A 15,533-nucleotide genomic window follows, 5' to 3' on the forward strand; every position below is an offset into this window, starting at 1 on the left:
TTGGCGCTATTTCTTTTTCTTCGGGATTCGCACCAACTGCGTGTCCGAATAAATGTCATGCCAGGCCCGCTGTTTCTTGTCCACCAGCGACCAGATAAACCCCAGCCCTGCGCACAACCACGACGCAATCGATACCACAAACCGCAACAGGGCCTGCCACAGGCTGATGCGCGAGCCGTCCGCGTTCTGCACGCGCACGCCCCACACTTGCATACCCAGGGTCTGCCCGGAATGGGTCCAGAACTTGGCAAAGAAGCCAAACAGTACAAAAAACAGAATCGTCGACAGCAGCGGATCACCGTCCAGAGCGCCGGACTCCGAGAGTGTGCGCATTTTTGCCTCGCCCACAAACGCGATCCACACTAGCTTGTAAAGGAAGGCGGTAACGATCAGCAGGGCGGTACACAACAGGAAGTCATAGAACATCGCTGCCAGACGACGGCCCAGGCCAACGGCGGGGAATTCGCCTTGGGGGCTTAGCAGGTGTTTCGACATGGCTCGGCTCTCTGGAGGAAAAAAGCCATTTTACGGACAAACGCACATAAAAAAGCCTCTGATGTCACCATCAGAGGCTTTTTGTCGCAGTAAGGATCAGGCTTCTGCTTGTACTTCGTCCGCTTGCATGCCTTTTTGGCCCTGCACAGCGATGAAGGTCACTTTCTGGCCTTCTTTGAGGCTCTTGAAGCCGTTGCCCTGGATAGCGCGGAAATGCACGAACAGATCCGGACCGCTTTCTGGAGTGATAAAACCAAAACCTTTCTCGTCGTTAAACCACTTGACGGTACCGCTCTGACGTTCAGCCATTTTCTTATTTCCTTGACGCTAAAAATTAATGACAGCCTCTTTCACATGAAAGAGTACTGGGCTGGGTTGCAGGAAAGTAAGAGACGTCGAACGGGTTGTAGCACAACTACTTCAGCTACTGCCCAGGTCCAGGTTCCAAGCGACCCATGCAAACACAGTGGGCAAACTCTACGCCAACTAACACAGGAAAAACAAGCCCTCTGCAAGCCACGTATTTACTAGCCCTGCTCGCACTTAGGGCAATATTGCCGCGGGGTGTTATTCGATAGATTGAGTCACTTGTTATAGGTTGATCGACATAACATTGACTATCGTCGGCGCACTGTTTTATGGCGGTTGTGTTACAGATTAGTGCAAGTGAACACAACCGCGTTACTTATAGGAACAGTCAATCAGACACGATAGTAACGCTGTGGCACGAATGGCATTTTACTTACACGAAGTGGCACCTTTTTCCCACGCACCAACGCAGAGACTTCGCTATCCAACGCGGTAAAGGCCGTGTCGAGGTAGCCCATGGCGAGCGGGCCGCCCAGGCTTGGGCCAAAGCCGCCGCTGCACACGGTGCCGATCACGGTGCCGTGGTCGTCGACAATCTCTGCCCCTTCACGCACCGGCGTGCGCTCCTGTGGCAACAAGCCAACGCGCTTGCGGCTGATACCGGTCTGCTGCTGGGTGAAGATCCGGTCTGCGCCCGGGAAGCCACCGGCACGCGCACCATCAGCACGGCGGACCTTGGAGATGGCCCACAGCAGGCTGGCCTCAATCGGGGTAGTTTCGCTGTTCATATCGTGCCCATAGAGGCACAGCCCGGCTTCCAGGCGCAGGGAGTCTCGAGCGCCCAGGCCAATGGCAGCTACTTCCGTTTCGGCCAGCAGGCTGCGCGCCAGGCTCTCGGCATTGGCCGCGGGGACGGAGATTTCAAAACCGTCTTCGCCGGTATAACCGGAACGGCTGACATAGCACTCCACCCCCAGCAGGCGCAGGGGTGCGAACTGCATAAAGGTCATCTTGGTCACTTCCGGGGCCAGGCGCGCCAGCACCTTCACCGCCGCCGGGCCTTGCAAGGCCAACAGGGCGCGCTCTTCAAACAGCGGCTCGATCTGGCAGTGCTCGCCGATATGCTGGCGCAGGTGGGCCAGGTCTTGATCCTTGCAGGCGGCGTTGACCACCAGGAACAATTCGTCGTTACCCAGGTTGGCAACCATCAGGTCATCGAGGATGCCGCCCTGCTCGTTGGTGAACATGGCGTAGCGTTGCATGCCCACTGGCAGGTCGATGATATCCACGGGCACCAGGGTTTCCAGGGCCTTGGCGGCATTGGCCCCGGTCAGGCGGATCTGGCCCATGTGCGACACATCGAACAACCCGGCCTGTTCACGGGTGTGCAAGTGCTCCTTCATAACACCCAGTGGGTATTGCACCGGCATGTCATAGCCGGCGAACGGCACCATGCGTGCGCCCAGTTCAAGATGCAGGGCGTGCAGCGGGGTTTTCAACAGGGTTTCGGTGGACATATTCAGCTCCTGAAAAACGTGCTGGCGCGTTTATAAGCATCAGCACTCGATAATGTTGACGGCCAAACCGCCACGGGCGGTTTCCTTGTATTTGCTTTTCATATCGGCGCCGGTCTGGCGCATGGTGCGGATCACCTTGTCGAGGGACACGAAATGCTGCCCATCGCCGCGCAAGGCCATGCGCACCGCATTGATCGCCTTCACCGATCCCATGGCATTGCGCTCGATGCAGGGCACCTGCACCAGGCCGCCAATCGGGTCGCAGGTCAGGCCGAGGTTGTGCTCCATGCCGATCTCGGCGGCGTTCTCCACTTGAGAGACGCTGCCGCCCAACACTTCGCACAGCGCGCCCGCCGCCATCGAACAGGCCACGCCAACTTCACCCTGGCAACCGACTTCGGCGCCGGAGATCGAGGCGTTTTCCTTGTACAGAATGCCGATGGCTGCGGCGGTGAGCAGAAAACGCACCACGCCGTCTTCGTTCGCGCCGGGGATAAAGCGCATGTAGTAATGCAACACCGCCGGCACGATCCCGGCTGCACCATTGGTGGGCGCTGTGACCACGCGCCCGCCGTTGGCGTTTTCTTCGTTGACCGCCAGGGCGTACAGGTTGACCCAGTCCAGCACCGACAGCGGATCGCGCAGGGCGGATTCGGGGTTCTTGCACAACTGACGATGCAGCGCGGCGGCGCGACGTTTGACCTTCAAGCCTCCCGGCAGGATTCCTTCATTGCGACAGCCTGCGTCAACGCAGTCCTGCATCACCTGCCAGATCTTCAGCAGGCCGCTGCGGGTCTCGGCTTCCAGGCGCCAGGCGCTTTCATTGGTCAGCATCACCTGGCTGATGGACAGCCCATAGGTGGTGCAATGGCCAAGCAAATCCTTGGCATGCTTGAACGGGAAGGTCAGGGGCGTGGCGTCCTCGACGATCCGGTCGGCGCCGGCAGCGTCTTCATCCACCACAAAACCGCCGCCGACCGAGTAGTACTCGCGGCTGCGGATCTGGATGCCGGCAGCGTCAAACGCACGGAAGATCATGCCGTTGGGGTGATAGGCGAGGGGTTTGCGAATCATCGCCAGGTGTTCTTTCTCGTTGAACGCAATGCTGTGTTCACCGAGCAGGTTCAAGCGCGCGTCGCTGCGCATCTGCGCTAGGCGTGCGGCCACGGTTTCAGTGTTCACGGTGTCTGGGTGTTCGCCCTCCAGGCCCAGCAACACGGCCTTGTCGCTGCCGTGGCCTTTGCCGGTGGCGCCCAGCGATCCATAGAGCTCCACCTTGACGCAGGTGGTGGCGTGCAGCAGGTCGTCACGCTTGAGGCCTTCGGCGAATCGGGCTGCGGCGCGCATCGGGCCAACGGTGTGAGAGCTTGAGGGGCCGATGCCAATCTTGAACAGGTCGAACACGCTTAAAGACATGAGTGGTTCTCCGGTTTCTTATTGTTGGACGCAAGCTGCCCTGTGGAATGCGATCAATGTGGGAGCTGGCTTGCCTGCGATAGCCTCACCTCGGAGCTACTGATAGACCGAGGTGTCTGCATCGCAGGCAAGCCAGCTCCCACACTGACCGCGTTTCTAAAGTCAGGTTATGCGTAGCTCTCGATCGACGGGCACGCACACACCAGGTTGCGATCACCAAACACGTTATCGACCCGGCCAACCGGCGGCCAGTACTTGCCTTCGATCAACGACGCCACCGGGTACACCGCTTGTTCGCGGCTGTACGGATGGCTCCATTCACCGACGATTTCAGCAGCGGTGTGCGGTGCGTTCTTCAGCGGGTTGTCATCCTTGTCCAACGTGCCGTTTTCCACCGCGCGGATTTCTTCGCGGATGGCGATCATGGCGTCGCAGAAACGGTCCAGTTCTTCCTTGGATTCACTTTCGGTCGGCTCGATCATCAAGGTGCCGGCGACTGGGAACGACATGGTCGGCGCATGGAACCCAAAGTCGATCAGGCGCTTGGCCACGTCATCGACGCTGATACCGCTGCTGTCCTTGAGCGGGCGCAGGTCGAGGATGCATTCGTGTGCCACCAAGCCGTTGCTGCCGGTGTACAGCACCGGGTAGTGCTCTTCCAGGCGACGGGAAATGTAGTTGGCATTGAGGATCGCCAACTGCGAAGCGCGCTTGAGGCCCGCGCCGCCCATCATGCTGATGTACATCCAGGTGATCGGCAAAATGCTTGCGCTGCCGAATGGCGCCGCGCACACCGCGCCCTCCTTGCGTTCCATGGCCGCGTGGCCGGGCAGGAACGGCGTGAGGTGTGACTTGACGCCAATCGGGCCAACGCCCGGGCCGCCACCACCGTGGGGGATGCAAAAGGTCTTGTGCAGGTTCAGGTGGGACACGTCGCCGCCGAACTTGCCTGGGGCGCACAGGCCGACCATGGCGTTCATGTTGGCGCCGTCGATATACACCTGGCCGCCGTTGTCGTGGATGATCCCGCAGATTTCGCGGATGCCTTCCTCGAACACGCCGTGGGTCGACGGGTAGGTGATCATCAGCGCGGCGAGGTGTTCGCGATGCTCGATAGCCTTGGCGCGCAGGTCTTCAATGTCCACGTTGCCACGGGCGTCGCACGCGGTGACGACCACGCGCATGCCGGCCATGTTGGCGGTGGCCGGGTTGGTGCCGTGGGCCGACGATGGGATCAGGCAGATATCGCGGCGCTCTTCGCCACGGCTCTGGTGATAGGCGCGGATCGCCAAGAGGCCTGCGTACTCACCCTGGGAACCGGCGTTCGGTTGCAGGGAGATGGCGTCGTAACCGGTGGCCGCGCAAAGCATGGCTTCCAGTTCGCTGGTCAGTTGCAGGTAGCCGGCACTTTGTGCGGCCGGGGCGAACGGGTGCAGGGCGCCAAACTCGGCCCAGGTCACCGGGATCATTTCACTGGCAGCGTTGAGCTTCATGGTGCACGAGCCCAGCGGGATCATGGTGCGATCCAGTGCCAGGTCCTTGTCGGCCAGCTTGCGCAGGTAGCGCATCAACTCGGTTTCGGAGTGATAACGGTTGAACACCGGGTGGCTGAGGATCGGCGACTGACGCAGCAGTGCGGCGGGCAGGGTGCTGTCGACGCTGGCGGCCAGGGCGGCGAAGTCTGGCAGGGCTTTACCGCCTGCGAACACGCTCCACAGGGTTTCGATATCGGCTTGGGTGGTGGTTTCGTCCACCGACAGGCCCAGGCGTGCCGCGTCCACTACGCGCAGGTTGATGCGCTGGGCGCGGGCCTTGTCGTGCAGGGCAGCGGTGTTGGCGCCGGTGGCCAGGGTCAGGGTGTCGAAGAACGTCTCTTGTTCAACCGTGAGGCCCAGCGCGGTCAAGCCATTGGCCAGGATCGCGGCCAGGTGATGGATACGCGTAGCGATCTGCACCAGGCCTTTGGGGCCGTGGTACACCGCGTACATGCTGGCGATGTTGGCCAGCAGCACTTGGGCGGTGCAGATGTTGCTGGTGGCTTTCTCGCGGCGGATATGTTGCTCGCGGGTCTGCATGGCCAGACGCAGGGCCGGCTTGCCGAAACGGTCCACGGACACCCCGACCAGACGGCCCGGCATATCGCGCTTGAACGCATCCTTGGTGGAGAAGTACGCCGCGTGCGGGCCACCAAAGCCCAGCGGCACGCCGAAGCGTTGGGCACTGCCGATGGCCACGTCGGCACCGAACTCGCCCGGTGGGGTCAGCAGGGTCAGGGCCAGCAGGTCGGCGGCCACCGCCACCAGGGCGTTGGCGGCGTGGAAGCGTTCGGTCAGTTCGCGGTAGTCGAATACGTCGCCGTTGCTGGCCGGGTATTGCAGCAGGGCGCCGAAGAACGGGCTGACGTCGGTCAGCTCGCGTTCATCGCCCACCACCACATCAATGCCCAGCGGCTCGGCACGGGTGCGCAGCACGTCGAGGGTTTGCGGGTGGCTGTGCACCGAGGCGAAGAAGGCGTTGCTGCCTTTGTTCTTGCTCAGGCGCTTGCAGAAGGTCATGGCTTCGGCGGCGGCGGTGGCTTCGTCGAGCAGGGAAGCGTTGGCGATCGGCAGGCCGGTGAGGTCGCTGATCAGGGTCTGGAAGTTCAGCAGCGCTTCCAGGCGGCCCTGGGAAATCTCTGGCTGGTACGGCGTGTAGGCGGTGTACCAGGCCGGGTTTTCCAGCAGGTTGCGCAGGATCGGCGACGGCGTGTGGCAGTTGTAGTAGCCCTGGCCGATATAAGTCTTGAACAGTTGGTTCTTGGCCGCGATGGCCTTGATCGACGCCAGGGCATCGGCTTCGCTCAGGCCGTCGCTCAGCCCCAGCACGGCGGTGCCCTTGATGCTTTCCGGGATCACGCTGGCGCTCAGGGCTTCGAGGGAATCAAAGCCCAGGGTCGCAAGCATCTGCTGCTCGTCGTCCTGGCGCGGGCCGATATGGCGGGCGATAAATTCGTTGGCGGTGGTCAATTGAACGGTCATGGCACGCTCCTCAAGCTTGCGCATTGGCTTTGATCAGGCGGTCGTACGCATCCTGATCCAACAGCTTAGCTACCGCATCGGCATCGGCCGGTTTAAAGCGGAAGAACCAACCTTCGCCCATCGGGTCTTCGTTGACCAGTTCCGGGCTGTCGCTGAGCTTGTCGTTCACTGCCAGCACTTCGCCGGTCAAGGGCATGTACACCCCGCTGGCGGCCTTGACCGACTCTACGGTGGAAGCTTCTGCACCCTGGTCGTAGGCCTGCAGCTCAGGCAGTTGTACGAAAACCACATCACCCAGTGCGTTTTGCGCGAACGCAGTAATACCTACGGTGACGCTGCCGTCGGCTTCGGCACGCAGCCATTCGTGATCTTCAGTAAAACGCAATTCGCTCATGGAAACTCCTCAGGGCCAGAATCGTCTGGTGGACGGGATTGGAATGGGTAAGTCCTTAGCAAAAATGCGGCCAATATATTTTTATCGTTACAAATCAATAAGTTAAAAAATAATGCCGCGTGTGAGTTCCCAACAGCTGTAGCGAAATCGCTACGCTTCGATGGCAGAAAAAAAGCCTATGCGGATCAAAGCCTTGCATAGCGAAGGAGGATCAGTGGTGTATTGAAAACGTTCCGCTGTAGCGTTTTCAATACATGCGTCCCGCTCGATGAAGCGCCAGTGCATTGATTTATGTAGTGCCCCGCACGCCCATGGCCAACCTATTTTCCCCGCTCCGAATCATCAGGACGCGCGACATGAGCCATTCACCGGCGGCACTTCACGACACTTCACAGGCATATGCCTCCCGCGACTACCTCGGGCGTGTGTTTGCCCAGCGCCCGACACTGATGCAGGTGGCCGAGTCGATGATCCAGGACTGGCTCGACGAAGGGTTTGCTGGCGCCGGCCTGCGCGCCACGGCTACCTGGATCGGCGTGCGAACCCAGGCGCCGGGCACATACGGGCAGCTCACTTGCCTGGGAAATGCGTTGATTCGGCGTCGCATGGGGGCTCAGGAGGGGAGCGACAGTGCAGGTCGCTATCAGTTACTGGTCAGCTCCATCAGTCGAGACCTGGTACCGGCCCCCGCCGGGGTTTCGGTCGACGATATCGAACGCATGCTCGACACCCTGGCCCCTGGGTTGTTCGAGGCCTTCAGTGCGCGGTTGGTGGCCTTCTGGAATGCGCCGGTGGCGGATGATCCTGGCCTCAGTCGCTGGGGCGCGGTGGGCAAACAACTGCGCGCGTGCCTGCTCACGGCCTGGCAAAACCCGCCGCTGACGTCGCAGGAGGGCAGTCAGCTGTTGGGCTTGGGCGACGGCCCGCAGCAGCTTTGGGGTTATCTGGCGGACCGCCAGGCCCTGGGCCAGCCGGATGCGCTGCATATCTATCAAGTCTATGCCGCCCAGGAAGGCCAGCCGGGGGAGTGGCTGACGCTGTTGGTCCTGCAGCGCCAGGTGGCGCAGCAGCCGGTGACCCTGGTCTATGTGCCGGTGATGAGTGTGCTCAAACTCACGACGCAGGACGAGTTGGGTCACTTGTTGCCGCGCTATATGAGCAACTACAGGCCCGGCCTGCTCGTCAGTTGGGTGCTCAAAGAGCCCCAGGGTGACGTGTTCGATGCACAGGCCCAGGCCTTGCTGGAGCGCCAACTGCGTAACCTGCAACAGGTCAATTGGCAGGCGCTGCCCGGTGTCGACAGCTACAAGCGCCTGTTCAGCCGGCTCACCGCGCCTCAGGTGTGGTTCGATGCCGATTATGTCCAGCAGCCCCACGAAGAGCAGTTGCCCCTCTGGTTGCAGACCGCTGACAGTGCTGATCGATACACCTATGGCCAGTGGCTTGAGCGCTTGGCGCACCTGCAAAAACGCAGCGCTGGCGCATCGTTCCTGGACGGGCTCGATCCGATCGACGTGTATGCGCGCAAGGCGTTGCAACGCCAGATGCGCCTGGACTACCCGCACCAGACGCCGGTCAATCCGGATGATTGCCAACTGACGTTTGAACGCACCCAAGGCGCAACGGTGGGCTGGACCGAGCGCACCACCAAGAGCCTGACGTTGTGGTCGCTGGAAAATCCCTTTGCCACACCCTACGCCAGCGTACAGATCAGCCCAGGGGCGCATGGCGGCTGGGTCACGCCCGGCTACCTGAAAACACTCATCGAAACCGTCGATGTGGGCCGGCACTATCCGGCGCGACTCAAGGCCGCGTTACTGTCAGACCCGCTAGAGTCGGCACGCCGCCGGCGTTTGTTTGTCGAGCAGATGGCGCTGCAACTGCCGATGCGAGCCTTGGAAAATCGCTTGCGTCAACGTCATGGGTTCACCGCGGCAGGCGTGGGGGTGGTGCAGGCCTTGCTGCAGAGCAGCCCCGACCAACCCGTTATCGTTGGCCGGCCCCTGGCGTTTCTGACCCATGCCGGCGGCGTCGTCCATAAAGCCAGCAACCTGTTTGTCATCGGCCCGCGGGACAACAGTGAACTGCCCCATATTCTGTATCGGCCCGATCAGGTCGAAGCTGCGCTCCAGCAGTTCCCCAGCCGCCAGGCGTTGCTCGACGCGATCGCCAGCACAGGCAGCGACCTGCAGGCCGTGGTGCTGGAACGCCTGGACGAAAACAGCCGGGCGCTGTTTGCCAATGGCGGTTTTCTGCACCCCCATGTCCAGCGTTTTCTGCAGGGCGACGAGTACAGCGCACAGCCAGCGTCCAGCCCAGCCTTGCTCAGTGACGAGGCGGTGCCGGGGGTGTTTCTTGAGCGCGTCTTTGATGAAAACGCCAGGAACTTCTGGCAGACCGCTGAAAAACAATCCATCTCTACCGAAGCATTACGCTGGACGCTGTTCAGAAATGACCTCTGGCAGTTGTTCAACGCGCTTTTGCCCATGCTCAGGGGGCCGGTGGCGGTGGCCGGGTGGCTGTCCCTGGTATTGGGCAGCTTTCGCACGGTACTCGCGTTGCCAGCCACGGCCAGTGAAGAAGACCGCGCCACGACGCTGGTGGAGTTGATGGGCAGTCTGGCGGGCCTGTTGTTGAGCCCCATCGTCGGAATCGATGAGCGCCTGCGCCTGAGCGAGACCAGGCCCGTCACCCAGCGCTCGATTGCGCGGCTCGACAGCCTGCCGGTCAGGCATGCCCGGCAGACGCCGGCGACGTTCGCCTGGCAGCGCTCGCTAGGGGATGTCACCGGGATGGATTTCTCCTGGGCCAATGCGCGCTTACGGCTTGACCCCGCGCAGCAGGCCCAGCTTGAGACCTTCCACTGGTCGCCGGGGCGCGGTGAGCGGTGGCCGGGACCTCCCACCATCACTTCGCCAGATACGCCTGTCCGCGGGCAGGTCATGGTCCGGGACGCGCAGGGGACCGTCCGCCATGGCGATTACCTGCTGCTCGACAGCAAGGTGTACGGGGTCAAACAGGCCGAAGGACGCTGGCGAATCGTCGACCTCAGAGCACCGCTGCGTCAGGGGCCCTGGCTGCGCAAGAATGCGCGCGGGGTATGGAAGCCGGACGTGGGCCTGCAGTTGCTCGGCGGCCAGCCCAAACCCTCGGTCGCCAGCCGTCGCGCGAGCATTCAGCGGCATAACCAGATGCTGGACCGTCTTTACCAGGAGGCGACGACGCGCCTGGTGGCGCAGGAGACGGCGGTCGCTACCGCGCAAAAGCGCTTTCAGAAGGCCCATATGCGCCAACCGGAAAGTTTCACTGAGGCAGAACGGCAAGACATCCGCGCCAGTTTTATCGTGCAACTGGAAAAACAAACCCAGGCACAACTCGCCAAACTGGATGCATTGATTGCCTGTAACGCCAACAAACCGGTGGCGCGGTTCGAGCAGGAAAAGATCCTGCAACTCGAAGACCTCGTCGAAACGCTGCGCATGCAAATGGCGGTGCTGATAACCAGCCGCGCATCCGAGGCGTTCACCGGCGAGCGCCGCAGCCAGTTGCAAGCGCAACTGGAAGATGAAGACGTCGCCGTTGCCCAGGCCGCGCACCAGACGTTTTTCCAGGCGACGCAGAAGATCATCGGCTACAACGACAAACTGATCGAGTTGAGCATCCTGGAACGCAACAACCATGCGCGTCTGGCCCAGGTGCCCGGTTACGACGCACGTCCCGACGCGGTGCCGCCTTCGGTGCTCGGGACGCCGCTGGACTGGAAGTCTGTCCAGCTGAAAGCCCTGAGTGGCGTGCTGCTGCGCAGGCCGCCGCTCCTGGAGGAATATGACGACTTCATGCAGATCAGGTCGTTGATCGATGAGGCGATTCAATCGGTCCAGTCACAAAAAACCTTGCAGGCAGCCGGCCCCCTGAGTGTGCAGCAGCGTATCGAGGGGTATGACGCGCTGCTGCTTGAGTACGACAACACCCAGGCGCGCCTGCGCGAGTACGACGACACCGCCGTCGACCTGCTGTACGACGGCAGCATCGGGCACGTAAACCGTCTGCTCAACGCCCTCGAACACGAAGTCAGGGGCTCAATGGCCACACTGCTGCGTGAGCGCGAGCGCACCCCCGGGCGCAAGCCGGGGCCCGCGCTGGGCGCTGGCAAACGCTTGATCCGAGATCGCAAGAACCGCTACCTGGTGGGGCAGGCCCGTAGTTCTGCTGCGGCGGTGGACGCGGGTGTTGTCGATGTCATCAACCCAGTCGATCAGAGCCTGGTGGCGAGCTTTCGCCAGACACCGGGCAGTGAAGCCTTTGAGACGCTCACCGAGACCAGCACAGCGCCCGTGCGAGCCGTGCGTCCGCTGGAAAAGCTGCTGGGGGATGCGCGCAAACTGCTGGAGCGCCAGGCGATCGTTCTCGACCAGGCCCGCAACGAAGCGCTCCAGGCCAGCCTGCCCGCCAGCGTCGAGGCCAGGTTGTCGCGCCACAGCGAGAAGATGAACGTGGTGGCCGAAAAAATCCGCAAAGCCCTGGGGCAGGACAGTTCCCAGGCCACCCAAGAGCCGTTGCTCGGTGAGCTGGCCCAGGGCTCGCGCAACCTGCGCGAGCAAGGCCGGCTGATTCGCATCGAAATGGTCAAGCGCCTGCCACCCGACGAAGCGGGCATTGCGTATCTGCAAAGCCAGAATCAGGTGCAGATCGTACCGATAGAGGGGCGCATTGCGCTCAAGCGGGCGAATGATTTTTTGCAGGAATATACGGTCAAGGACATGGACGGCAAGGTCTTGGCCTACGCCCATTTTCATTACCGCACGCCCGCGACACCGAATGCCGACTACAGCGCCGGGCATTTGAAACGGCCGGAACAGCGCTTCATGAGCTTTCGCAGCCTGGCCGACAAGACCGACAGCGATGTCATCGCCATCTATTATTCGCGGATCAGCGCGGCCATGGCCCAAAGCCTGTTTTTCAGCGCCACGGGGGCGGTCATGCAACGCGGGCGGCGGATCTTCTGGTGAAGTTCCTGGCTCAGGTTTTGCCGGGGATACCGTACTTGCGCAACCGATGGGCGATCGCCGTGTGGGATGTTTGCAGGCGGTTGGCCAGTTGGCGTGTCGAGGGATAGCTGACGTAGAGCTTTTCCAGCAGGCTGCGTTCGAAGTCCTCCACCGCTTGTTCCAGGCTGTCGACCTCGCCGTCGCTCTGGCGGGCGACCGAGGTGCCGGCGATGTCCAGGTCGCCAATGTCCACCAGGTTGCTTTCGCAAATGGCGGCGGCGCGGAAGATCACGTTCTGCAACTGGCGCACGTTACCCGGCCAGCGGTTACCCAGCAGGGCCGGGTAGGTGCCCGGCGCCAGGCGGCAGACCGGACGCTGGATCTGCGCGCAGGCCTGCTGCATGAAGTAGCGGGCCAGCAGCAGGATGTCCTGGCCACGCTCGCGCAGTGGCGGGACTTCGACATTCAGCACATTGAGGCGGTAGAACAGGTCTTCGCGGAACGTGCCTTCAGTGACCATTTTCTCCAGGTCGCGGTGGGTGGCACTGAGGATGCGCACATTGACCTTGACCTCACGGTCGCCACCGACCCGGCGAAAGCTGCCGTCATTGAGAAAACGCAGGAGCTTGGCCTGCAGGTAGGGTGACATCTCGCCAATCTCATCGAGAAACACCGTGCCCTGGTTGGCCAGCTCCATCAGCCCCGGCTTGCCGCCGCGCTGGGCACCGGTGAAGGCGCCGGGGGCGTAGCCGAACAGCTCGCTTTCGGCGAGGTTTTCCGGCAGGGCTGCGCAGTTGAGCGCCAGGAACGGCGAGCTATGCCGCGCACTGATGGCATGGCAAGCGCGGGCCACCAGCTCTTTGCCGGTGCCGGTTTCGCCCTGGATCAGCAGCGGGGCATCGAGGGCCGCAACCCGTTGCGCGCGGGTCTTGAGGGTACGGATGGCCACGGATTCGCCCAGCAGCGCATCGAAGCCTTCGGCATGGTCATGGTGCAGGGCTGACAGCCGCTCACCGATCCGGTTGGGCGGGTACAAGGTCAGCAGCGCGCCCGCATCGGTAATCGGCGTGGCGTCCAGCAGCAAGGTCTGGCCGTTGACGCTGATCTCGCGCAGGGGCAGGCGAAAGCCATGTTCAAGCAAGGTGTCCAGCAGCGCCGGATCGTCAAACAGCTCGGCGATGCTTTCGCCCGCCGGCTCGCGACCATAAAGGGCAATCAGCGCCGGGTTGGCCAGCAGCACCTTGCCGGCGCTGTCCAGGGCCAGTACCGGGTCGGTCATAGCCGCCAGCAGTGCGTCAAGTTGCAAGTGGCGACGCTGGCCGGGAAGGATATCCACCACCGTCACGGCTTGTACGCCGTGGACGCTGAACAGTGCGTCGCGCAATTCTTCCAGCACTTGCACGCTCAGGGTCGGCGCGTCGATGTAGACGTTGGGCGGGATCATCTCCACCGCATCCAGGTTGAGATTGCGCCCACCGAGCAGGGCCAGGACTTCCTGGGTGATGCCGACGCGGTCGATGAAGCTGACGTGGATACGCATGGGGCGGACTTTGATTCTGCAATGCGGAGGGTGGCCAGTATGCCTGAGCGGGGGTGGAGATCAAAAAATGTGGGAGCTGGCTTGCCTGCGATAGCCATAGGTATCTACACAACTTTCAGAAACTGACGAACTCTCCTGTGGCGAGCGGGCTTGTCGGAACGCCGCATCGCCCGCGCTGGGCTGCGAAGCAGCCCCAAAACCAGCCGCTGCGGTGTATCTGGTACAACGCATTCGGCTTATAGGGGCTGCTTCGCAGCCCAGCGCGGGGCAAGCCCGCTCGCCACAACAGCCCTATCTGCCTGGATTTAGGCGTTGCGGCAACGTTGTGTAGATCCCTATCGCAGGCAAGCCAGCTCCCACATTTGACTGGTTTTGGCAGTGGAACCGAGGTTATTCCAGATGCTCTGGCTTGATCGGGTCGCCCGGTTTTACATCCAGTTGGTGGCGCACATCCTCGAACATCAGGTCGTACTGTTTATGCATGCCACCGTTGAGCACCGCAGTTTTCGGCATGCCGTACTTCTGCGCGATGTTCATGGCGTGGCGGGCAAAGTCGAAGGCCTGGTCCTTGGGCAGGAAGAATTCTTCCTTGAGGTCTTTGCCCTGCACCGAACCGTGCATCTTGAAGAGCATTCCCTTGCCTTCCTTTGGGTCCTGGCTGACTTCGTAGTCGATGCACAGGTCGTAGCTGTGATCCTGGGCATTCAATGCATGGCGTTCAACATGCAAGTGACCGGGTTCAAAAATGGCCATAGGCGTCTCTCCCTAACAAGGCATTGGAGAAGGGCGGCTGCAACAACCGCCCGGGGTGTATTTATAAGTAGGTGATGCCAGGTTTTGCCGTGCTGATACGGGTGCCGGCGGTGCCCTGGACAATGGCTTCGATGTCCGAGAGTGAACCGATCACTGCGGTTTTGCCAGTGTTGCGGGCGAACTCGCAGGCGGCCTGGACCTTGGGCCCCATGGAACCGGCGGCGAAGCCGAGTTTTTCCATGTCGTCAGGGTGCGCCTGGCCGATGGCTTTTTGCGTCGGTTTGCCGAAGTCGATAAAGGCCGCATTGACGTCGGTGGCGATCACCAGCAGGTCGGCTTCCAGTTGCTGGGCCAGCAGCGAGGAACACAGGTCTTTATCGATCACAGCTTCGATGCCCTTGAGCTTGCCGTTCTCGTCGTACATGGTCGGGATGCCGCCGCCGCCGGCGCAGATCACGATGCTGCTCTTTTCCAGGAGCCACTTGATCGGGCGGATTTCAAAGATGCGTTTGGGCCGTGGGCTGGCCACTACCCGACGGTATTTATCGCCGTCGGGGGCAATTGCCCAGCCTTTTTCGGCGGCCAGTTTTTCGGCTTCGGCCTTGGAGTAGACAGGGCCGATCGGCTTGGTCGGGTTCTGGAAGGCCGGGTCCTTGGCGTCCACTTCGACCTGGGTCAACAGGGTGGCGAAAGGCACTTCAAAGTCCAGCAGGTTGCCCAGTTCCTGTTCGATGATGTAGCCGATCATGCCTTCGGTTTCGGCGCCCAGCACGTCCAGCGGGTAGGGGGAAACCTGGGTGTAGGCGGCCGCTTGCAGCGACAGCAGGCCGACTTGCGGCCCATTGCCGTGGGCGATCACCAGCTCATTGCCGGGATGAATCTTGGCAATCTGTTCGGTGGCGACCCGGATATTGGCGCGTTGGTTGTCCGCAGTCATGGGTTCACCACGGCGGAGCAGGGCGTTACCGCCCAGTGCAACGACGATACGCATAATGCAATCCTTCTAGAATTCTGCCTTGTGAACACTGGGCCAAGTGTGGGAACGGGCTTTATGTAGGAGCCGGGCTTGCCCGCGATGCAGTCACCTCGGTCTGCCAGACATAT

General features: G+C 61.6%; 10 protein-coding genes. 1 reads left to right on the top strand and 9 read right to left on the bottom strand.

Translation table 11 applies throughout. The features are described from left to right. Window positions 1-6: 6 nt before the first annotated feature. The 6 genes from FIV38_RS12190 to gcvH all read right to left on the bottom strand — a co-directional run bounded on the left by FIV38_RS12190 (window position 7) and on the right by gcvH (window position 7,148). Window positions 7-495 carry an RDD family protein gene (locus FIV38_RS12190; RefSeq protein ID WP_029300279.1) on the bottom strand — a complete coding sequence of 163 codons (489 nt, stop codon included), beginning with the start codon at window positions 493-495 and terminating at the stop codon, window positions 7-9. A gap of 96 nt (window positions 496-591) precedes the next feature. Then, a complete protein-coding gene (locus FIV38_RS12195; protein WP_029300277.1) occupies window positions 592-804 on the bottom strand; it encodes a cold-shock protein in 213 nt (70 codons plus the stop codon). Between the two features lie 392 nt (window positions 805-1,196). Beyond that, window positions 1,197-2,321, bottom strand: coding sequence for a glycine cleavage system aminomethyltransferase GcvT (gene gcvT, locus FIV38_RS12200; RefSeq protein ID WP_092237804.1), 1,125 nt, complete (start codon window positions 2,319-2,321; stop codon window positions 1,197-1,199). A gap of 39 nt (window positions 2,322-2,360) precedes the next feature. After that, window positions 2,361-3,737: an L-serine ammonia-lyase gene (locus tag FIV38_RS12205; protein ID WP_092237801.1), complete on the bottom strand. Its 1,377-nt coding sequence runs from the start codon at window positions 3,735-3,737 to the stop codon at window positions 2,361-2,363. A gap of 167 nt (window positions 3,738-3,904) precedes the next feature. Then, on the bottom strand, window positions 3,905-6,754 hold the full coding sequence (gcvP, locus tag FIV38_RS12210; RefSeq protein WP_092238439.1) for an aminomethyl-transferring glycine dehydrogenase: 2,850 nt from the start codon (window positions 6,752-6,754) through the stop codon (window positions 3,905-3,907). 10 nt (window positions 6,755-6,764) lie between these two features. Beyond that, window positions 6,765-7,148 carry a glycine cleavage system protein GcvH gene (gene gcvH, locus FIV38_RS12215; RefSeq protein WP_029300273.1) on the bottom strand — a complete coding sequence of 128 codons (384 nt, stop codon included), beginning with the start codon at window positions 7,146-7,148 and terminating at the stop codon, window positions 6,765-6,767. A gap of 356 nt (window positions 7,149-7,504) precedes the next feature. Between gcvH and FIV38_RS12220 the strand changes: the two genes are divergently transcribed. Then, window positions 7,505-12,157: a hypothetical protein gene (locus FIV38_RS12220; RefSeq protein WP_092237798.1), complete on the top strand. Its 4,653-nt coding sequence runs from the start codon at window positions 7,505-7,507 to the stop codon at window positions 12,155-12,157. A 10-nt stretch (window positions 12,158-12,167) separates the two neighbouring features. On the opposite strand, the gene FIV38_RS12225 is transcribed toward FIV38_RS12220, so the two are convergent. From FIV38_RS12225 to arcC, 3 genes are all read right to left on the bottom strand, one after another. Beyond that, window positions 12,168-13,676 carry a sigma-54-dependent transcriptional regulator gene (locus tag FIV38_RS12225; protein WP_092237795.1) on the bottom strand — a complete coding sequence of 503 codons (1,509 nt, stop codon included), beginning with the start codon at window positions 13,674-13,676 and terminating at the stop codon, window positions 12,168-12,170. A 390-nt stretch (window positions 13,677-14,066) separates the two neighbouring features. Continuing rightward, window positions 14,067-14,429, bottom strand: coding sequence for a DUF5064 family protein (locus FIV38_RS12230; protein ID WP_029296312.1), 363 nt, complete (start codon window positions 14,427-14,429; stop codon window positions 14,067-14,069). Window positions 14,430-14,490: 61 nt separating this feature from the next. Next, window positions 14,491-15,420 carry a carbamate kinase gene (arcC, locus tag FIV38_RS12235; protein ID WP_029296314.1) on the bottom strand — a complete coding sequence of 310 codons (930 nt, stop codon included), beginning with the start codon at window positions 15,418-15,420 and terminating at the stop codon, window positions 14,491-14,493. Window positions 15,421-15,533 lie beyond the last annotated feature (113 nt).

Origin of the sequence: Pseudomonas proteolytica, assembly GCF_007858275.1 — a bacterium.
GTDB classification, from domain to species: Bacteria; Pseudomonadota; Gammaproteobacteria; order Pseudomonadales; family Pseudomonadaceae; genus Aquipseudomonas; species Aquipseudomonas proteolytica.